The sequence below is a fragment of the Comamonas flocculans genome, from assembly GCF_007954405.1.
Taxonomy (GTDB): domain Bacteria; phylum Pseudomonadota; class Gammaproteobacteria; order Burkholderiales; family Burkholderiaceae_C; genus Comamonas_C; species Comamonas_C flocculans.
On the sequence record NZ_CP042344.1, the window covers coordinates 1866122 to 1883805 of the forward strand.

A 17684-nucleotide genomic window follows, 5' to 3' on the forward strand; every position below is an offset into this window, starting at 1 on the left:
GTCAGGCACGGCCCGCGCGGGCCTCCACGGGGCAGGGGTCCTCGGGGTCGTCGGCCAGCACGCGTACCAGGGTGGCGCGCTGCAGGCGCTCGGCCAGTTGCTCGGCTAGCCAGGGGGCGTTGCGCGCCAGGCGCTCGCGCGGGTCTTCCTGCGAGCAGGTGAACTGGGCGATCAGCGCGCCTTCGTCCTCGAAGACTTCCAGCACCACGCCGGGCAGGTCGTCGTCGGCCAGCTGCATCTGCACGGCCTGGCCGCCGTGGCGGCCTTCACCCACCAGCAGGCGCCGGGCCATTTGCGACAGGCGCTCGTCCAGGCCGGCGAGCGCGCCGGTTCCGGGCGCGGGGGCAGCCGGGCCGGTGACTGCCGCAACGCCGGACATACCCTGGCCAAACAGGTCGAAAGGGCGTTCGGCCTGGGGTGCCGGGGCGGCGGATGCCGCGGGTGCCTGTTGCAACAGCGACTGCATGCGGCCGGCGTCCTGCTGCAGTTGCTGCTCGTCGCGCCCGCCCTTGCCGGGCTTGGCCAGGCCGCTGTCGCCGGCGGTGTGGCGTGGATCGGAGCGCGGCGGCAGGCCGATGTCCAGGTGGATGCCGCGGTCGCTGCCGGTCATGCGCCTTCCTCCTCGGGCTCGCTCACGTCCCATTCCTCGCGGTCGCGGCGCACGCTGGCGGCTTCTTCCATTTCCAGGTCTTCGCGGCGCTCGGCCTCGCGCGCTCGCTCGCTGTCGAAGTTGGCCGACAGGTCAATGAACTTCTCCTTCTGGCGCGTGGCCTCCTTGTGCGCCTGGCGGGCTTGCTGCAGCGCCGCATCGGCCTGCTGCTCCTGGCCGAGCGCGCTTTGCACCGCGTCCTCTTGCGTGGCCTCGCGCTGGCGCAAACCGGCTACGGCCAGTTGCACGTCCTCGATCTCGCGCAGGCGCACGATGCGCTCGCACAGCTCGCGGTACATGCGCAGTTCCACCTCCACGCCTTCGCGCAGCAGGCGCTCCAGCAGGGCCTGGGCCTGCTCGCGTTCCTGGCGCGCCTGGCGCGCCTGTTCGCGCTGGTGGCGCACCTGGAGCTCGGCCTGGTCCTCGCGGAAGGTCTTGATGCGCAGCAGGTCGCGAAACACGCTCATGGCCTGGCTCCACCCGGGCCGACCAGGTCGGCCAGGCGCTGGAGGGTTTCCTCCATGCCGCAGCGCTCATCGGTGCGCTGCCTGAGGAAGGCGCGTATCGCCTCGATCTTGTCGATCGCCTCGTCGGTGTTCGGGTCGCCCCCGCGCTTGTATTCGCCGATCTTGACCAGCAGCTCCACCTCCTCGTACTTGGCCATGAGCTCGCGCAGGCGCCCGGCGAGCTTCTTGTGCTCGGGCGTGATCACCGCGTTCATCACACGCGAGGCCGAGGCCAGCACGTCGATGGCCGGGTAGTGGTTGGCCGCGCCCAGCTTGCGCGAGAGCACGATGTGCCCGTCCAGGATGGAGCGGGTTTCGTCGGCGATCGGCTCGGTCATGTCGTCGCCTTCCACCAGCACGGTGTACAGCGCCGTGATCGAGCCCAGGTGGTTCATGCCGGTGCGCTCCATCAGCTTGGGCAGCGTGGCGAACACGCTGGGCGGAAAGCCCCGGCGCGTGGGCGGCTCACCCGCAGCCAGGCCAATCTCGCGCTGGGCGCGCGCAAAGCGGGTGGCCGAATCCATCAGGAACAGCACCTTCTTGCCCTGGTCGCGGAAGAACTCGGCAATCGCCGTGGCCACGTAGGCCGCCTTGGAGCGCTCCATGGAGGACTTGTCGCTGGTGGCGCAGACGATGACGGCCTTGCGCCGACCCTCGGGGCCGAGGTCGTGCTCGAGGAATTCGCGCACCTCGCGCCCGCGCTCGCCGATCAGCGCCACCACCGTCACGTCCACCGCCGCGCCTTTGACCAGCATGGCCATGAGCGTGGACTTGCCGCCGCCCGCGGCTGCGAAGATGCCCATGCGCTGGCCTTCGCCGCAAGTGAGCAAGCCGTCGAGCGCACGCACGCCCAGCTCCAGCGGCTCGCGGATGATGCGTCGCGTGAGCGGGTCGGGCGCCTCGGCAAACACCGGGTAGTACTTGGTCGCCTCCAGCGGGCCGCGCTCGGCCTCGTCCAGCGGCCGCCCCAGGCCGTCGAGCACCCGCCCCAGAAGGCCGAAGCCCACCGGCACCATGTGCGAGCGTCCGGTCGGAATCACCTCGGTGGCGGCCGAGATGCCATACATGTCGCCTATGGGCGTGAGCAGCGCCGCGTCGCGCACGAAACCCACCACCTCGGCCTTCATCTCGAAGTCTTCACCGGGGTTGTGCAGCAGGCAGACCTCGCCCACCTTCACCGTCGGCACCACCGCCTTGATGATGGTGCCTATCACCTGGGTGACGCGCCCCTTGATGCGCAGCGTGGAAGTGTCCTGCAGCGCCAGCTCCATCATCTCGGTGATGTAGTCGAACTGGCGGTTGCTGCGCGCCGGCGCGGCGGGAGGGGCGGCCAAGTCGTTCATACGCGGTTGCCCAGGATCTTCTGGAAGGCGGCCTGCAGTGCGGCGATCTGCCCTTCGATGCTGGCCTCGACCATGCCGATCTCGCTCTCCAGAATGCAGCTGTCGGGCGCCAGGCGGCCGTCGGCCAGGATGTCCAGATAGCCCACGCCGGGGTAGGCGGCCAGCAGGTCGTTCACGCGCGCGCGCACCACCTCGACCTGACTGGGGTGCAGGCGCAGCGTCATCTGCTTCTGGTTGCGCACCACCGACAGCGCATTCTTCACCACGGCCAGCACGCGCTGCTCGTCGTCAAAGCCTTCGACGATCTTGCGCACCGCGCCCATCACCAGCGCCACCATCTCCTGCTCGACCTGGGCAAAGTAGTCCACCGTGCGGCTCACGGTGTCGATCATCTTTTCGGCCTGCTCCATGCGCGCTTGCATCAGGCCGTCCTGGTAGCCGCGCTGGCGCTCTTCGTCGAACGCGCCTTGCGCGGCCGCGACGATGGCCTCGGCCTGCGCGCGGGCGTCGGCCAGCAGCGCGTCGGCCTCGCCGAGCGCGGCCACGTCGGCGGCGCGCACGATGCGTGTGCCCGGCGGCACGCGGCTGGCCAGGGTGCGCGTGGGGCTCAGTGCGTCGCGGTAAAGCAGGAAAGCCATGCGGGATCCATCTGTTCAAGTCGGCGCAGGCACAGTGTGCGCGCCGCGCTTGGTGGCAGCGGCAGGCCTGCGCGTGCCTGGGCGCTCAAGGATAGCGGCGGCAGGCGCCAGTCGGCACGCCGCGCGAGCGGAGCGGGTGCATCCTCCCAGGCGCGCGCGAGCACGCAGCTGCCGAGCAGCTCGGGCGCCGCTGTCCAGCCGTGGGCCAGCCAGAGCTGCGCGTCTTCGAGCTCGGGGTGGGCGTGCGGGCTCTCGTCGAGCGCCTGTCGGACCTCTTCGGCGCCGAGCGCCTGGCGCAGCGCCAGCACCTCGTCGCGCACGATGACGCGGCGCAGCTCGCGCGCCAGCAGCGCCAAGCCGAGCGCGCGCGCCAGGCGAGCCAGCAGACCGGCGTCCGCCAGCGCCAGCGCCAGAGCGGGCAGGCTCAGGTCCAGTACCGGCGTGGCCGCGCTGCCCAGGCCCTGCAGCAGGCGCGCGGACCAGCGCTTGTGCAGCGCGGCCAGCACGCCGGGGCGCTGGGCCAGCGGGCTGCTCCAGCCCTCGGGCGGCGCCAGCTCCTGTGCCTGCTCGGGGTGCAGCAGCAAGCTGGGCAGCTGGTTGAAGCGCAGCAGCTGCGCCAGCGCCGGATGCCCCAGGCCGTGCCATGCAGCAGGTGTCGCGCTCGTGGCCACTTCAGTGCTGTCCCCGTTGTTTTAAAAGAAAATGGCCTCAAACGCTTGTGTGGCGGGCGCTGACAGCTACCATAAAAGTGGCTATCTCAGGCTGTGCCATGTTGCGCTCCCTGTGCTGTCTGCAGCCCGCCCGCAGCCTTCTTGCCGTCCTTCCAGGCGGGCAGGGCAAAGCGCCAGGTCAGCCAGCCGGCGGCGCCCAGCGCCAGCAGCAGCGCGATCACCAGGCCCCAGAGCAGCGCCTGCAAGCGGGCGGCCGCATCGGCGCTGACCCCGATACCCATCACGTGGGCGAGCGGCGGGCTGGCAGCCGCTTCCTCCGCCGCCGGGGCGGAAACGAAGACGATGGAGACACGCTCGGGCGAGAGGCCCGGAATGCTGTTGGTCACCAGCCGCCGTATCTGCGGCTGCAGCAGCTCCAGGTCGCGCCCCTCCTGGTGCTTGATGAACACCGCGGCGGTGGAGGGCACGCCCGGCTCGCCGGCCACGCCGCGCTCGGGCAGCACCACGTGCACGCGCGCGTAGAGCACGCCGTCGATCTTGGACAGCGTGCCCGAGAGCTCCTGCGACAGCGCATACACATAGCGCGCGCGCTCTTCCAGTGGCGAGGAGATCAGGCCTTCCTTCTTGAACACCTGGCCCATACCCGCGTAGCGCTCGCGCGGCAGCCCGTTGTCGCGCAGCACCTGCAAGGCCTGGCCCACCTGCTGGCTGCTCACCTGCACGCCGACCAGGCCGTCCTTGCCGGGGGTCTTGACCGCATTGACCTCGGCCTTGAGCAGCACCGCCAGCACCTCGTTGGCCTCGTCTTCGGGCACGGCGCCCATCAGGTCCACGCGTCCGCCGCAGGCCAGCAGCAGCAGGCTCAGGGACAGCACCAGACCATGCAGCGCGCGGCGCCAGAAAGAGGGGGCACGGTGCAAGCTCATTGGATGCGCACCAGTTGGTCAATGTTTTGCGTGCTGCGCGAAATCGCTTTGCCCAGCAGCTCGTACTGCACCGCTACCTGCGACAGCTGCAGCTGGACCTGCAGCATCTCGCGCGTGTCCATGGGCAGCGGGGAATTGAGCTTGTCGGCCACCGAGCGCCAGGTGCCTTGCACGCTGCCTGCAGTGTGCTGCATGCCCGACAGAATGCGGTCGCCCAGTGAAACGCTCAGCGGCGCAGCGCTGCCCAGCGCTTGCTGCGCCGCCGCAGCGGGCGCGGTCAGTTCTGCCGGCGGTGCCTGCATCAGGCTTTGAAAGCGTGCCGCCGCCAGAGCGTCGGGCCCCGCTGCCAGCGCAGGCGGCTCCGCCGCTGGCGCCGGGCTCGGCAGTGTTTGCGCCAGTTGCGCAACGAGGTGGGCGGATGCGATTTCCATGGGCGGGCTCCGGATGCGTGGGGGCGTTTACACCTGCTCAGACCGGGGCGGTGGCCAGCGCGGCAGGGGCGGCGGACACGTCCTCGCCCAGCAGCCGCCGGGCCAGGCGCACGCCATCGCTTGCCGGCTCCCGGGCGTTTGCATGCGGGTGGACGACGGACTGCAGCAGGCGCGTGGCCTCGGCGTTGCGGCGGTCGAGCTGCAAGGCCAGGCCGCGCACGGCAGCCAGCAGCTCGCGTTCGGGGCCGGCGGGCAACTGCACGCGCTCGGTGCGCGCCGCCGCCTCGCCGGGGCGCCCCCGGTTCATCAAGGCCAGGGCGATGCCGACGTGGGCGAACGCGCGCTGGGGGCGCAGCAAGGCGAGCGCGCCGAAGATGGCTTCAGCGCGCGCGAGCTCACCGCGACCGGCAGCAAGAAAGCCGATTTCGGTGAGCAGACGGATATCGTCGCTGCCCAGCAGCGCGGATTCAGCGGTCATCGACAAGCAGTGGGCCCATGGGCATTCTTGCAAGGCTCAGGCGCTGGCGGTGCTCGCCAGGCGCTCCAGCAGGGCCTGGGCGCGCTGCTGAAGCATAACCCCGGCGGGAAGCGCGGCGTCGAGCTGTTGCAGCGTTTTGACCGCCGCCGCGCGCTCGCCCAGGGCGAGCTGGCTTTCGGCGATGTGCAGCAGGGGCGCGAGCTGCTCGGGAAAGAGCACGAGCATCAGCGAATGGATGTTGATCGCCTCGTCGTGGCGCTGCACCATCTGCAGACACAGCGCCAGGCCGGCCAGGTAGTGCGAACGCGTCGGCCCGTATTGCGACAGGAAGGCGAAGATCGCCAGGGCCTTTTGCCATTGCTGCTGCTGCACGTGCGAATAGGCCAGGGCGTAGATCACTTCCAGTTGCTCGGCGGTGAAGCGCCGCGATGCCTGCAGCTCTTCAAAGCCGCGGGTGAAATCGGCGGCAAAGCGGTCTGCATCGCTTTGTAGCCGTGTTTGTGGCGTGTTCATGCAAATCTCTCCGCAAACGTGTTCAGGGTCAGACGGCGGCGCGTTTGCCGATGTTGCTGGTGATCTGGGACATGCTCTCGGCAGCGTTCTGGATCATCTGGCTAACAGCCAGAACACCTTCCTCCAGCTGCTGGATGAGCTTGCGCAATTCTTCGCGCTGATCCTCCATCGTCTGATTGATTTTCAGCAGGAAGGCCTCCAGTTCCTTCTTGTCGGCCTGTGCCTTCTCGCCCTGTTCCGCATAAACGCCCTTGGCGATATTGGCGGCACCTTGGCCGATCTGCGTCGTGGCACTGACGGTCTGCGCCACGGCATCAACGATGGACTTGACGGCTTTCATCAGCGGGTCGGACATCTTGGCCAGGTTGCCGCTGGCCACCGCCGTACCTATTCCGACCGTCAGGGCCGCTGCCATGCTGAACGCCATGGTCAGCGCCATCGTGGTCTTGGCATCTGCGCCCGCCAGCTGGGCGATGCCCTGCACCATCGTGCCCAGCAGCTGCGGCTCGACCAGCACGGCCACCGGTGCCAGTATCGCCAGTGCGCCGGCCATGGCGCGGCCGATCTGCTCGGCCTTTTCCTCGGGCACGCCGAAGGCCTTGAGCAGGCCGCCGACCATCTTGGTCATCATGTTGGACAGGCTGATCTCCGGCCCCCCGGCCTCCTTGGATATCTGGTCGGCCAGTGACATCGTCGCAGCCACCAGACCCACGACCGCCAGTGCCGTCAGCGCTGCCGCCGCACCGCCGGAAAACGGTGTGGCCACCACCGACGCCACCACGGCTATGGCGGCAGCAATCACGGCAAAAATCTTGCCTATCCAGCCGAAAAGCTTGCCAAGAAAACCCGCCTTGGCCTCCTTTTCGCACTTCTGTATCCATTCCTTGATTTTTTTCTGCTGCGCCTCGTTGTTTTGCTTCGCATCGATGCGGGATTTTTCCAGGCCCAATTGGGCCGTCTTGACTTGCTGATCCTGCGATTTGCTCTTCATGTGCTGCAGCAGGGCGATCAGATCGTCCGCGGACAGCTGCGATATCGGGGCCGCGATGGCCGGTGCGTTCAGCTCGTTCTTCACGCCGTCGCCCTTGGACGGCGTGGTATTGAGCGTTGCCTGCAGCTGCGCCATCAGTGCGGCGCTCATCGGCTGCGTCGTGATCGTCCCCGCTGCCTGCTGCAGCGCAGCCAGGTTGGCGTCGGTTTGCATCTGCCCAAGACCGGTGGGCGGGGTGCCGGCGGCTGAAATACTCGTCATGGTTTGGCCTTCCAGGAAGCGGATCAGATGTTGCGTGCGATACCGCGCGCGGTTTCGGAGCGCGACTGATCCATCGAGGTGAGCTTGTCGCGAATATCGCGCAGCATGTCCTGCATCTGCTGCATCACGTCACCTGCCTGCTGAGTGGCGGTTTCGTGCGCCTTGGCCGCCGCTTCCAACTCGGCCTTGCGGGCATCGTGCTGCGCCGCCTGGTGTTCCATGATCCCGCCCAGGATGCTGCCGGTGCCGGTCATGACTTGACCGACGGCTTGGGTGGTGGTGTTGTAGCCGGCCGCGACTTGAGTGAGCGCACCCAGCTGAGCGTCGCTGACACCTGATTGCCCCAACGCATTCTGCGTGGCCTTCATGGTCTTGGCGGCACCGCCGATCTGCACGGCGCCAGCGCCGATCTGCATGGTGCCGGACAGGATGGCACCCGCCAGCCGATCCTTGGCGGCGTTGCGGATCTCCTGGGCTGCGTCGGTCAGGGATTTGACTTGCGCCGCCATTTCGCTGTGGCGCAGTTCGCGCGCTGAATTGCGCTGCTGCTGCGCGCTTTTGGCAACCAGCGCCATGACCGCGTAGATGTCGGTCTGCATCTCCTGCAAGGACAGCTGTCCGATCGCATTCAGGGTGCTGGATGCCGCCTTGCTGCTTGGGCTTGACGGCAGCGGCAGATCGGACCGTGCCAAGCTGCCGGCAACGCTGTCGATCAGACCCTGAAGCTGTTGCCGTGCCTCGCTGATGTCCGTGAACTGGGCGCCCACGCCGGACTGGATGCGCCCGGTAGCGGAGGGGTCTTGTGGCGGCAGGCTGGATGACGGCGGGAGGTTGGTAGTGCCGGAAATGGACATGAAAGTACTCCAGGTAGAAGAGTTTTGCCGAGGTCTGGCGGTCTCTCAGTGCGCCGCAGCTTGCAGTGGTGCGAGGAGCGCCTCGGCGCGGGTGCGCACCGCAGCGTGTTCGGGCTGGTCGCCACAAAGCTCAAGCGCCAGTCGCAGGGATTCGATGGCGCCTTCCGTCTGACGTAGCGCGATACAGCATTCGGCGCTGTACAGCAAGGGTGCCGGATCGGTCAGCAACAACAGCGTAGCCGTGGTGTAGTGCTGCAGCGCGTCTCGATAGCGGCCCAGCATCTGCGCCGACGCCGCCAGTGCCATCAGATAACGTGCTTCCAGGTGGTTGTAGGTAACGAGCAGCGCGAAGATGCGAAAAGCCTCCTGATAGCGGCCCTGGCTGTAGAAGCCGTGGCCAAACTGGTAAAGGCCTTCGCACTCCTGCTCGGTGATGCCCGAGATGTTGGCCAGAATGCCGCCGTTGAGCAGCAGTTGGCGAAATTCGGCCTGCAAGGGCATGGCTTCCTGCTCGGGCGTCGTGTTGCTCATGGCGTTGTTCACAACAAAGCTTCCTCGGCGAACATCCATCAGCGCATGTTGCCGATGATTGCGGAGCGGCTGTCCTGCATCTTCTTGATGAAATTGGTCATCACGTCGAAGGCTTCGTTGCGCTTGTTGGTCAAGCTTTGCAAGCGAAGCATGTCCATCTGGGTGGAATTGTTGGCCGCATCGATTTGTCCTTTGACGTTGTTGATGGCGGTGGTTATGTCGCCTTTCTTTGTGCTCGGAGAGAGCCCCCCGTCGGGGTTGTGCGTCATCTTCAGGCTGTCGATCTGACCCTTGTAGGCAAAAGATAGTCCAGGATAATCCTTTGCCATCTTTTCAAGTTTTGCAATTTGCGCGCTGTTGTCCACCTTGTCGGATATTTCGAGCGAAATCCCGGCGGCATCGCACGCCTCCTTCAGCTCGGCTTGGTGTTTCTGGTAGAGGTCTTTGCCAAGTTTCTCGGTGGATTTGTCCTTCTTGAATTCGCCATCGATTTTGTTCAGAGCAGTCAGAACGGCGTTCAACTTGGCGATCTTGTCGTTGCGGTTCTGAACTTCCTGGATTTGATTGGCTAACTGCACGTCCAGCAACTGGGCACGTTGCGACTGAACAGTCATCAACAGGGTTTCAATATCCATGTTCTGGAGATCGATGTTTTGCATGGCAGCATTGCCAACGCCAGAGATGCTCATTTTCAGCTCCTTGAATAAATATGTTCAAAAGTACGGGAATACTTGAAGGGTAAGTAACGGCAGGGCCACTTGGGTTCCAGATCCACGAAATCTTTTTGATCTTCGGAAGGATGTCGTGCTGTGCGTCGGAGCCTGTTCTCGGCTTGGAATTCTGCTTTGCAGACGCGTGGGTTCATCCGCGGCGCCATCCCTCTTGTCGATCAATCCTGCAGGCGCGGCGTGTTCATTCGCCATTTAGGCTCCAATGAGCGCCGTATTGGCTGCGCCTCAGTACTTGATGGCTTCCGGGGGCATCGCTGTTTCAGCAGCTTCACCTGCCCGCGCCGGTTTTCATGGACAACGGATTTTCAAATCCGCTGTTTCAAATCATGGGACGATGCCTGCGAGGCGCGGAAGGCGCGGCATTCAGGCTGGCTTCACGGGCGGCCTGCTCGTGCACCTCCTGATCAATGTCCCGCATGTCTTGTTCAAACTGGCGCCGTGCCTCGGTCTGTGCCTTCTCGTCCATCTTGGAGCTGAGAAAAGCATGGGCCTTTTCGCTGTCCAGACCATGTTCCTCAAAAAATCTTTGGCCGCGCTCCAGCGCCTTCTCGGCGTTGTGGATGGCTTCCCGCACTTGGGCGGCGCGTTCTTCGGGGGACGGGGTGTGTGCCATGCGTAAGTTCTCCTGGGCGTTTTGGCGGGAATCGACAAGACCATGTCGCGATCTGCGCAGGATAAGTAACGTAGCGCAAAAAATGGTTCCATGCAGCCGGGTCAATACGGATTCCGGCAAGAATCTTTCGTGGAACTTGCGATTGACAGCGGTTACTCAAGTCAGCGAAAGGACACCACGAACATGCCACCAGCCATCCAACCCGGCGCCTCCATGCATGGCATCGCGCTACGCCACGATTTCCAGCAAAGTCCCGTGGGCCAATTGGGCGGGCGCCAGATTCAGCAGGGTCAGGCGCAGCCTGCGCGCAGCGCCGGGCGCGTGCTGTCTGACATAGGCCGCGGCATACAGAGCCTGGCCTCGCGGGCGCTCAATGCGGTGACCCCGCACGGGGTGCGCAGCGGGTCCAAGTTCCGCGCCGGCCTGAAGGAGTCGGGGGCGCAGCTTGGCGAGCTGCTCGGTGCCCTCTCGCATGGCCGCGGGCACATGGCGGACGGCGCCACCGCGCTGCGCCTGCTGCAAGCCTTGCCCACCACTGCCCGGCCCGCGACGAGTCGGGGCCTCGCCTATGCCGACCTGATAGAGCAGCGCACGGCGGTGCACCTTGCCAACATGAGCCCGGCACAACGCGAAGCCCTGCATGCGGGCCTGGCCATGGCGGAGAATTCCGCGCTCAAGGGGGACCCGACGCTGGCCGCCGTGCGCCGTGCGATGGAACAGGGCGCGGTGGAAGCTGCAGTGGCCGCGCTGCGCGAGCCCCTTGATCTGGCCATTTCGATGGTGGCCGAGGAGGCTGCCGACAAGGGCATCACCGGGCGGGCCTTCCAGGAGCTCTACAACACCGCGCGTGAGGTTCTGGAGCAGCAGGGTTTCAGGAACGTGCCCCGGGATGAGCTCAGGCACATGCAGCGTGCGCTGGTGCTGCAGGCACTGGAGCAGCGTACCAGTCAGGCGCAGGATGCGGGCGAGCTCGAGCCGCTGGCGTCCATGGTCAACAAGCTGCCCACGCGCGAACTGCATGCGCTGATGAACGAGACGAGACAGCTTGCAGGCCACGATGCCACGACGGCCTCGTTCGTGGTCATGGGTGCGATCGGCCTGCGTGCCGAACAGCTGGAGCAGACCTTGACCACGGGCTTTGCCGCACTGCTCAGCCACGCGGGCCTGGCGCCCGAGGACGACCCCGGCGGCCCCTTGCACAGCCCCCAGGCCTACATGCGCCAGGTTGCCGAAATGGGCCAGGCGCTCGCCGAGCTGCGCGAACACAGCGAGGTGCACGACCTGCGTTTCCCCGAGGCGGTGAACGCCGCCCACGCCCGCGTACTCGCGCATTTGGAGGACTACCTCACGCCCGACCATCTGCTCCAGTTGTCCGAGCTCAATTCCAGCCAGTTGCACGCCTTTGGCCAGGGATTGCGTGCGCTTGGCGTGCAGGCCGGTCAGGCGCAGGTGGCCGCGGATGCCAACCGCCGGCGCGAAGAGGTGCTGTCCGCCTATGCCCAGGGCGCGCAGGCGGCGCTGACGGCGCTGGCCACGGGCAACCTGGCGGCGTGCCTGCAGGGGCTGGCCCGGGCGCAGCCCCTGGGCGACGAGGCGCTGCAGGTGCACATGAACCTGGGCATGAAGGCCGAAGGGGCCGACGAGATCATGGACTTTCGCGCACGGCTGATGGAGCGCGCCATGCAGGAGATGGATACGCCGGCGCTGCAGGCGCTGTCGCAGCGCCTGAACAGCCAGGTGATGGAGGAGCTCGCTTCCGAGCTGAGCAACAGCGCCTCCCTGCTGCTGTCCGGCGGGCAGTCGACGGAAGCCTTCGACCCGCGTCTGGGCGCCACCATGTTCGATCGCGTGACCGACATCCACCTGCTGCGTGAGGCCGTGGGCAATGCGCTGCAGGCGCGCGAGCTGGTCGCGGGAGAGCCGGGCTGGGCGGGGCAGGCGCCGCAGGTGCGCGAGCTGCTGCTTGCCCAGTACGGCGTGGCCCTCACGCCCGACGACAGGCTTGTCGTGCGCTTCGGCCGGGGCGGTCCGGCAGTGCAGGATGCCCTGAAAGCAAACATCGATGCCATGGTCGCCCGGCCACAGACCGATCCGCCGCACGACGTGCACGGGCAGGTGACGGCCGGCTTCATCAAGGACCTGCCGCGCGCCCGCTATGCCATAGCCACCGACGGGGGGCAGGCGCGCGAGCTGCTTGACGCCGGCGTGGCCGATGCAAATGCGCGCATGGCAGGGGCGGTGGCGCAGCTGCGTGCCCTTGCCGGCAACAACGATGCGCTGCTGATGCTGGCCACACGCCTGGCCAACCAGAACGTGCAGGCCGGCATGCAGGCGGTGATGCTCACGCAATCGAGCCCGCTGCGCCTGGACGACGGCACGCCGGGGCGCGTGATGGGGGTCGAGCACAACGACTACCGCTTCGAAAGCGATGGCGAGGGCGGTCTGCTGCTTACCGTGAAGCACGAGACCTCCAATATCTCGATGTTCTTTCCGGCGCCGCGCAATGCGTCCGAAGGGCTGGGCGCCCCGGTGCTGATGCAACCCGAGCAAAGCCGGGTGCAGTATCGCTTTGCGCTGCACATCGGCGCCGACCTGTCGGTGCGCATGCATGAGCCGCTGGAGTACAGCTACGAGCTCGTGCCGGCGCCCCCACAGGACGAGAATCCCTGATCCGCGCCCTGCCCATCTTGTGAAGGAAACCGAACATGTCCTCATGCGACCAACTTCTGCTGGACCTTGGCCAGAGCGCCGGCCTGCCGCAGGCATTGCATTTTGACGACCAGGGCTGTGCGCGCCTGGTGGTGGGTGCGAGCCTGGCGATCGACTTCGAACGCGACGCCGAAGCCGGCCTCATCCAGATCTACAGCGTGCTCGCTGCGGCCCCGGCCCGCGGGGGCGAAGCCCTGTACCGCACGCTGCTCGAAGCCAATCTGTTCGGCGGCGATACCGCCGGGGCCACGCTCGCGATCGACGCGCACCTGCGCGAGATCGTGCTGTGTCGCAGCGTACCGGCCGAAACCACCTCGGCCGCGGCCTTCGTGAAACTGGTGGAGCAGTTCATCGCGGCGGCGGAAGACTGGAGCGAGCGCGTGGCCGTGCAGACGGCCCTGACCGCCGGACCGATCGGCGGCCAAGGCGTGGACGCCGCCGTGAGCGTGCCGGACATGGGCCACTTTCTGCGTGCTTGACCGCGCGGCTGCGCCGCCGGTGCTTTCGCCGTGCCGGCCGGGGCCGACGGCTCGGCGGCGGCGCGGTGGCGCGGTCTTTGCCTGAAGCGGACATGAGAAAGTATCGAGATGGAGCGCATTGATGCATCGCAAGCCGGCCTGGCCGGCTTTGGCCCGGGGCTGAACGCCGGTGCCGGCGCCGACGCCAGCGCCGGCATGCGCGGCATGCTGAACCAGCAGCAGGTGGTGGTGGACACTGCCGACTCGGTGCTCACCGACGCGGCCGAAGAGATCAGCCTGCACCACTCCGAAAAGGCCGAAACCAAGCACACCGCAGAGCGCAAGAAGGAGCTGGCCCGGCCGCTGGCCTTGATGAGCGCCGAGGCCATCGAAGCCTACGTCAACGCCGCGGAGGGCAACGACGGGCCGGAAAAGCTCGTGGCGCTTGCCAAGCGCATGCTTGCCGGCCAGGGCGACCCTGCCAGGCTGGCGCGAGAGAGCTTTGACAACCCCGGCTCGCAGTATCTGGCGCTGCAGTACGCGCTGGGCCAAGGCCAGCGCGAAGGCGCCGCGGCGGACGTGCTGGAGCGTCTGCAGGAGGCACTCGAAGACCTGGAGATGAGCCACGGCCCGCGCATCCGCGCGGACATCAACACCATAGGCGCAGCGGCCGAGGAAGCGGGCGCGCCGGCCGAGGTGGCGCGGTTCCAGCAGGCCTACGCCGACGTGGTGCTGGGCGCGGCCACGCTCAACCAGACCCTGCAGCTGGTGGTGGAGCGCTTTGGCGAGCAGGATTTCACCCGCGGCCTGCAGCGCCTGACGCGCGCGCTGGGCCAGGATCTGGCTGCCGAGCGCCCGAGCGCCGAGCCTGCACGGCTGCAGAGCCTAGTGCAGGACATCTACCACCTTGGCGTGGCTGCCACCGTGCTGGAAGGCTGTCAGAGCCTGCTGTCCGGGCTTGCAGCCAGGCACGACCTGAACGCGAACCCCGGTGCGGTCGCGCTGATGAAGGAACTGGTCGCGGTGAGTGCGGAAAACTGGCTGTCGCCGACGCGCTTTTCCAGCTTGTCCGAGAGCTACGGCGCGCGCGAAGTGGCGGCGCAGATTGCCTTCATCGGTGGCGTCAAGAGCTTGCTGCACGAGATGCCACCGCAGGTCTTCAACGATGGCGAACAGCGTTTTTCGGTCTTCAACGCGGTGCAGGAAGCGCTGGACGTGGCCATAGACCGCGAGGAGTATTGACCCATGTCCATGGAACAGGCACTGGCCGATCTTGGCCACCGGATAGGCATCGCTGCACTGGCGCCCGGGCCCAATGACAGTCTGCAGCTGCGCTTTGCGTCGGGCGCGGCCCTCGGCGTGGCGCGCCAGGGTGAGCAGGTGGTGGTGCACCTGAGCGAGCCCGTGGCGGCACACGAGGCCACCGTCTTGCTGCTGCGCGCGATGAAGCGTGCGGCGCTACCCGAGGCGGGGGCGGCGGCGATCCAGCCCGGCCTGTTCAGTGCCGACGGCCAGGACTGGCTGGTGCTGGCGCTGCGCCTGGCCGAGCAGGGGCTGGGCGCACGCGAACTGGAGCAGGCCATGCAGGGCTTGCAGACCCTGTTGCAGCGGCTGCGCAGCGACTGAGGCGGGGTGCAGCAAGATCCGGGCACGCACCCAGCCGGACTATTCAAAAACGCTAGCTGTCAGCGGTTTCTGCATAAGGGCCAGAGGCCAAAAAGACCAAAATTTTTCCGGTGGAACTGGCACCCTGGGTGGCGTTACTCAAACCGGGAGAGGCGGCGCTGCGCGGTGCAGCGCCGTGCTGGAGCAAGGAGAAACAGCATGCCACTGGAGAGCATCGGCAACCGCAGCCAGCTGCAAAGCGCCCAATGGCTGGCGACGATCAACCTGGATACCGGCAAGCAGGAGGGCCGCTCGGTCGGCTCGCTCGGTGGCCAGGCTGGCGCCCACCGTATTGCGCTGTCGCTGCCCCAGAGCATACGTGGTGCAGTCAATGGCGGCGTCGGCGGCGCGCGCAAGCTCACCGACCTGCGGCTGGACGGCGTGCCGGCGCACCAGATAGGCACGCGCCGCGATGCCACGGTGGGCCAGATCAATGCCCTCATCAACGCCGCCGAAGCCGACCGTGCTGCCCATGGCGGCCAGCTGAGCGCCGCCGGGCAGGCGCTGCGCGAACATCTGGAGCTGCTGGGGGACGCCTATGCCCAGCTGAGTGCCGGCCCGGCCGTGGGCGACAAGCTCATGGCGCAGATGGAGGGGCTCGATGGCCTGCAGGACAAACTTGCCGGGCTGCTGAAGGATGGCTTCGATGACCTGCCCGAAGGCGTGCAGGACAAGGTGCGGACGCTGTGCGAGAGCCTGCAGGCCCAGGTGCAGGACCGCATCAGCTACCTCGGGCACACGGTGGTGGATTCACCGCTCTCGCTCTCGGGCATGTATCAGAGCAAGGCGCAGTTTTCCGAGGGGGCGGTGCGCGTGATCGATGCGCAGCTGCAGCGTGCCGACCTGAGCGGCGCCCAGCGCCAGGCGCTGAACGCGGCGCGCGCCGAGATCTTCCAGGCGCGTGCGGACTTCCTGCGCACGCAGGCGCTGCAGCACGCCGGCCAGCTCGGCAATGCCGCGCAAGTGGTGGGCAAGAAGCCGGTCACGGGCCTGAAGGGCTGGCTCTTCGGCGGCGAACAGAAACGCGCGCGCCAGCTGCACGTGAATGAACTTCTGAACAGCCACCGCACCGCGGCCAACACGCCCAGGATCGACGAGCAGACCATCATCCAGGACACGCTCAAGGCCGTCTTCAAGCAAGTCGGCCTCGACCCCGGGGGTGTGGGTCACGCGTTTCACCATGCGATGAACGAGGTGCTCAACAGGGATCAGGACTGGGCGCCCATCGTCAAGGAAATCCAGCTGCAATCGGGCAGCGAGACGGTGCTCAGCTACAGTGAAACCACCCCGGCGGGCAATTTCATCAGCGCCTACGCGGGCAAGGGTTTCAATGCCCACAGCAGCGCTGAATACACCCATGCGGTCAACCTCGCGCGCACTCGGCTCACGGACGGGCAGGGCCAGGTGCTGTTCGACGGGCTGCGCCATGGCGTGATCTCGGCCTTCGGCATCACGCCGGGCGAGATTGCTCACATGGGCGACGACGAGCTCGCCCCCATGGTCGAGCAGCTGCTGCCCAAGGAGCAATGGCTGCGCGAGAACGAGCGTGAGGTGCGCCTGCTGCAGACCTTGAGCGACACCGGACTGGCCGACTACGAGGCGCAGCAGCTGCAGCACCATCTGGGCCCGATCAGCCTGAAGGAGACGCTCGCCGCCGTGCGCGAGGACGCCGCGCTGGTGGACGCCATGCGCCGCCAGGCCAATCTCAACCGCGCGCGCGAGACGGTGCTGGCCACCGTGCTGACCGACCCGGCGTTGATGCAGCGTGCGCTGGCCGGCGAGAAGGTGCCGGTGGACATCCTGTCCATATCGTTGCTCACGCCGGACAACGTGCGCCCGCTGATCAAGGGCGCGCACGAGAACGAGCGGCGCATGGTGCAAGACCAGGTGCAGGCCTGGAAGGACGTGAGCGGTGTGCAGAGCTTCGAGGTGCTGGACGAGGAGGGGCGGCCGCGCCAGATCACGCTGCGGGTGAACCCCGTGGCCTGCAATTACGGCGTGAATGCGGGTGGCGTGGGCTCGGCCTCATGGCTCGTGGGCGGCTGGGACAACGTCGCCGGCCTCAACGGCGAGGCGCTGGGCAAGCTGCTGGGTGAGGACGTCCAGACCATCGCCCAGGGCGGCATGCCCGGCGGCCTGGTCGGCTCCCGCATGCGCGAGCTGGAGCAGCAGGTGCTGGACAAGCGCGCTGAGCTCGCAAGTGCCGAGCGCTCGGGCGATGGCGAGCGCGCCCGCCGGCTGCGGGCGCAGCTGGCGCCCATCGAATTGCGGCTGTCGCAGGCGCGCGATCTGGCGCAGCAGATCGCGCAGATCCAGCAGGACGGCAGCTACCGCGTGGCCGGCAGCGAACCCTACAAAATGCCCACGCGTCTGGCGGTGCTGGCCGAGATGTTCGGCCTGAAGGTCATGTTCAACTGCAAGAGTGGCAAAGACAGGACGGGTGAGCTCGACGCCGAGATCAAGCACTTCAAGCTGCAGATGCAGCTCGGCGGCAGGGTGCCGCACTATGAACGCGTGCGCAGCCCGGAGGAGATCGCCCAGTTCCATGAAGTCGTCACGCACAGCGGCAACTTCGAGATGCAGCGCCTGAACACCGGCTACGCAGGCTACAAGCTGCTGGGCGTCAGTGCGCTGTACGAGCAGTTTGGCGGAAGCGGCGGCGACGATGAGCTCACCGCCAATTTCCTCGGTCTTTCCAGATACACCAAGAGCTGAA

Annotated in this window: 19 protein-coding genes; 5 read left to right on the forward strand and 14 right to left on the reverse strand. The window is 66.9% G+C overall.

Annotation, left to right across the window (positions count from 1 at the left end; translation table 11 throughout):
- Position 1: 1 nt before the first annotated feature.
- From FOZ74_RS09015 to FOZ74_RS09080, 14 genes are all read right to left on the reverse strand, one after another.
- Entirely contained in the window at positions 2-610 is a 609-nt protein-coding gene (locus FOZ74_RS09015) for a hypothetical protein (RefSeq protein WP_146912752.1), read from the reverse strand.
- Positions 607-1116 (reverse strand): type III secretion system stalk subunit SctO, encoded by a 510-nt coding sequence (sctO, locus tag FOZ74_RS09020; RefSeq protein WP_146912753.1) that lies wholly within the window; start codon positions 1114-1116, stop codon positions 607-609. The genes FOZ74_RS09015 and sctO overlap by 4 nt, the downstream gene beginning before the upstream one ends.
- Positions 1113-2498 (reverse strand): type III secretion system ATPase SctN, encoded by a 1386-nt coding sequence (gene sctN, locus FOZ74_RS09025; protein WP_146912754.1) that lies wholly within the window; start codon positions 2496-2498, stop codon positions 1113-1115. Before sctN ends, sctO begins: the two co-directional genes overlap by 4 nt.
- Positions 2495-3136 carry an HrpE/YscL family type III secretion apparatus protein gene (locus FOZ74_RS09030; protein WP_146912755.1) on the reverse strand — a complete coding sequence of 214 codons (642 nt, stop codon included), beginning with the start codon at positions 3134-3136 and terminating at the stop codon, positions 2495-2497. Before FOZ74_RS09030 ends, sctN begins: the two co-directional genes overlap by 4 nt.
- On the reverse strand, positions 3106-3807 hold the full coding sequence (locus tag FOZ74_RS09035) for a hypothetical protein (protein WP_146912756.1): 702 nt from the start codon (positions 3805-3807) through the stop codon (positions 3106-3108). Before FOZ74_RS09035 ends, FOZ74_RS09030 begins: the two co-directional genes overlap by 31 nt.
- Positions 3808-3893: 86 nt before the next feature.
- Complete coding sequence (gene sctJ / locus FOZ74_RS09040; RefSeq protein WP_146912757.1) at positions 3894-4733, reverse strand: type III secretion system inner membrane ring lipoprotein SctJ; 840 nt, start codon at positions 4731-4733, stop codon at positions 3894-3896.
- On the reverse strand, positions 4730-5164 hold the full coding sequence (gene sctI / locus FOZ74_RS09045; protein ID WP_146912758.1) for a type III secretion system inner rod subunit SctI: 435 nt from the start codon (positions 5162-5164) through the stop codon (positions 4730-4732). Before sctI ends, sctJ begins: the two co-directional genes overlap by 4 nt.
- A 37-nt stretch (positions 5165-5201) precedes the next feature.
- Positions 5202-5642 (reverse strand): hypothetical protein, encoded by a 441-nt coding sequence (locus FOZ74_RS09050; RefSeq protein WP_255437537.1) that lies wholly within the window; start codon positions 5640-5642, stop codon positions 5202-5204.
- Between the two features lie 36 nt (positions 5643-5678).
- A complete protein-coding gene (locus FOZ74_RS16470) occupies positions 5679-6155 on the reverse strand; it encodes a tetratricopeptide repeat protein (RefSeq protein WP_186764560.1) in 477 nt (158 codons plus the stop codon).
- A 28-nt stretch (positions 6156-6183) separates the two neighbouring features.
- The gene (gene sctE, locus FOZ74_RS09060) at positions 6184-7407 is read right to left on the reverse strand and encodes a type III secretion system translocon subunit SseC family protein (RefSeq protein ID WP_146912759.1); all 1224 of its coding nucleotides are present in this window, start codon (positions 7405-7407) and stop codon (positions 6184-6186) included.
- A 23-nt stretch (positions 7408-7430) separates the two neighbouring features.
- On the reverse strand, positions 7431-8261 hold the full coding sequence (gene sctB, locus FOZ74_RS09065; RefSeq protein WP_146912760.1) for a type III secretion system translocon subunit SctB: 831 nt from the start codon (positions 8259-8261) through the stop codon (positions 7431-7433).
- A 45-nt stretch (positions 8262-8306) separates the two neighbouring features.
- Positions 8307-8804, reverse strand: coding sequence for a SycD/LcrH family type III secretion system chaperone (locus tag FOZ74_RS09070; protein WP_186764561.1), 498 nt, complete (start codon positions 8802-8804; stop codon positions 8307-8309).
- Between the two features lie 26 nt (positions 8805-8830).
- Positions 8831-9481 carry a hypothetical protein gene (locus FOZ74_RS09075; protein WP_146912762.1) on the reverse strand — a complete coding sequence of 217 codons (651 nt, stop codon included), beginning with the start codon at positions 9479-9481 and terminating at the stop codon, positions 8831-8833.
- A 361-nt stretch (positions 9482-9842) separates the two neighbouring features.
- Positions 9843-10136 (reverse strand): hypothetical protein, encoded by a 294-nt coding sequence (locus FOZ74_RS09080; protein ID WP_146912763.1) that lies wholly within the window; start codon positions 10134-10136, stop codon positions 9843-9845.
- A 183-nt stretch (positions 10137-10319) separates the two neighbouring features.
- On the opposite strand from FOZ74_RS09080, the gene FOZ74_RS09085 reads away from it, so the two are divergent.
- The 5 genes from FOZ74_RS09085 to FOZ74_RS09105 all read left to right on the forward strand — a co-directional run bounded on the left by FOZ74_RS09085 (position 10320) and on the right by FOZ74_RS09105 (position 17683).
- Positions 10320-12806, forward strand: a complete 2487-nt coding sequence (locus FOZ74_RS09085; protein ID WP_146912764.1) for a hypothetical protein — start codon at positions 10320-10322, stop codon at positions 12804-12806.
- A gap of 35 nt (positions 12807-12841) precedes the next feature.
- The gene (locus FOZ74_RS09090; RefSeq protein WP_146912765.1) at positions 12842-13324 is read left to right on the forward strand and encodes a type III secretion system chaperone; all 483 of its coding nucleotides are present in this window, start codon (positions 12842-12844) and stop codon (positions 13322-13324) included.
- Positions 13325-13432: 108 nt separating this feature from the next.
- Positions 13433-14545, forward strand: coding sequence for a type III secretion system gatekeeper subunit SctW (gene sctW / locus FOZ74_RS09095; RefSeq protein ID WP_146912766.1), 1113 nt, complete (start codon positions 13433-13435; stop codon positions 14543-14545).
- Positions 14546-14548: 3 nt separating this feature from the next.
- On the forward strand, positions 14549-14929 hold the full coding sequence (locus FOZ74_RS09100; RefSeq protein ID WP_146912767.1) for a CesT family type III secretion system chaperone: 381 nt from the start codon (positions 14549-14551) through the stop codon (positions 14927-14929).
- Positions 14930-15127: 198 nt separating this feature from the next.
- Positions 15128-17683 (forward strand): inositol phosphate phosphatase SopB, encoded by a 2556-nt coding sequence (locus tag FOZ74_RS09105; protein WP_146912768.1) that lies wholly within the window; start codon positions 15128-15130, stop codon positions 17681-17683.
- Position 17684 lies beyond the last annotated feature (1 nt).

What these genes read in the sequence shown, in the direction of transcription:
- FOZ74_RS09015 (WP_146912752.1), bottom strand. Translation starts at nt 610, where the DNA reads ATGACCGGCAGCGACCGCGGCATCCACCTGGACATCGGCCTGCCGCCG.
- sctO (WP_146912753.1), bottom strand. Translation starts at nt 1,116, where the DNA reads ATGAGCGTGTTTCGCGACCTGCTGCGCATCAAGACCTTCCGCGAGGAC.
- sctN (WP_146912754.1), bottom strand. Translation starts at nt 2,498, where the DNA reads ATGAACGACTTGGCCGCCCCTCCCGCCGCGCCGGCGCGCAGCAACCGC.
- FOZ74_RS09030 (WP_146912755.1), bottom strand. Translation starts at nt 3,136, where the DNA reads ATGGCTTTCCTGCTTTACCGCGACGCACTGAGCCCCACGCGCACCCTG.
- sctJ (WP_146912757.1), bottom strand. Translation starts at nt 4,733, where the DNA reads ATGAGCTTGCACCGTGCCCCCTCTTTCTGGCGCCGCGCGCTGCATGGT.
- sctI (WP_146912758.1), bottom strand. Translation starts at nt 5,164, where the DNA reads ATGGAAATCGCATCCGCCCACCTCGTTGCGCAACTGGCGCAAACACTG.
- FOZ74_RS09050 (WP_255437537.1), bottom strand. Translation starts at nt 5,642, where the DNA reads ATGACCGCTGAATCCGCGCTGCTGGGCAGCGACGATATCCGTCTGCTC.
- FOZ74_RS16470 (WP_186764560.1), bottom strand. Translation starts at nt 6,155, where the DNA reads ATGAACACGCCACAAACACGGCTACAAAGCGATGCAGACCGCTTTGCC.
- sctE (WP_146912759.1), bottom strand. Translation starts at nt 7,407, where the DNA reads ATGACGAGTATTTCAGCCGCCGGCACCCCGCCCACCGGTCTTGGGCAG.
- sctB (WP_146912760.1), bottom strand. Translation starts at nt 8,261, where the DNA reads ATGTCCATTTCCGGCACTACCAACCTCCCGCCGTCATCCAGCCTGCCG.
- FOZ74_RS09075 (WP_146912762.1), bottom strand. Translation starts at nt 9,481, where the DNA reads ATGAGCATCTCTGGCGTTGGCAATGCTGCCATGCAAAACATCGATCTC.
- FOZ74_RS09080 (WP_146912763.1), bottom strand. Translation starts at nt 10,136, where the DNA reads ATGGCACACACCCCGTCCCCCGAAGAACGCGCCGCCCAAGTGCGGGAA.
- FOZ74_RS09085 (WP_146912764.1), top strand. Translation starts at nt 10,320, where the DNA reads ATGCCACCAGCCATCCAACCCGGCGCCTCCATGCATGGCATCGCGCTA.
- FOZ74_RS09090 (WP_146912765.1), top strand. Translation starts at nt 12,842, where the DNA reads ATGTCCTCATGCGACCAACTTCTGCTGGACCTTGGCCAGAGCGCCGGC.
- sctW (WP_146912766.1), top strand. Translation starts at nt 13,433, where the DNA reads ATGGAGCGCATTGATGCATCGCAAGCCGGCCTGGCCGGCTTTGGCCCG.
- FOZ74_RS09100 (WP_146912767.1), top strand. Translation starts at nt 14,549, where the DNA reads ATGTCCATGGAACAGGCACTGGCCGATCTTGGCCACCGGATAGGCATC.
- FOZ74_RS09105 (WP_146912768.1), top strand. Translation starts at nt 15,128, where the DNA reads ATGCCACTGGAGAGCATCGGCAACCGCAGCCAGCTGCAAAGCGCCCAA.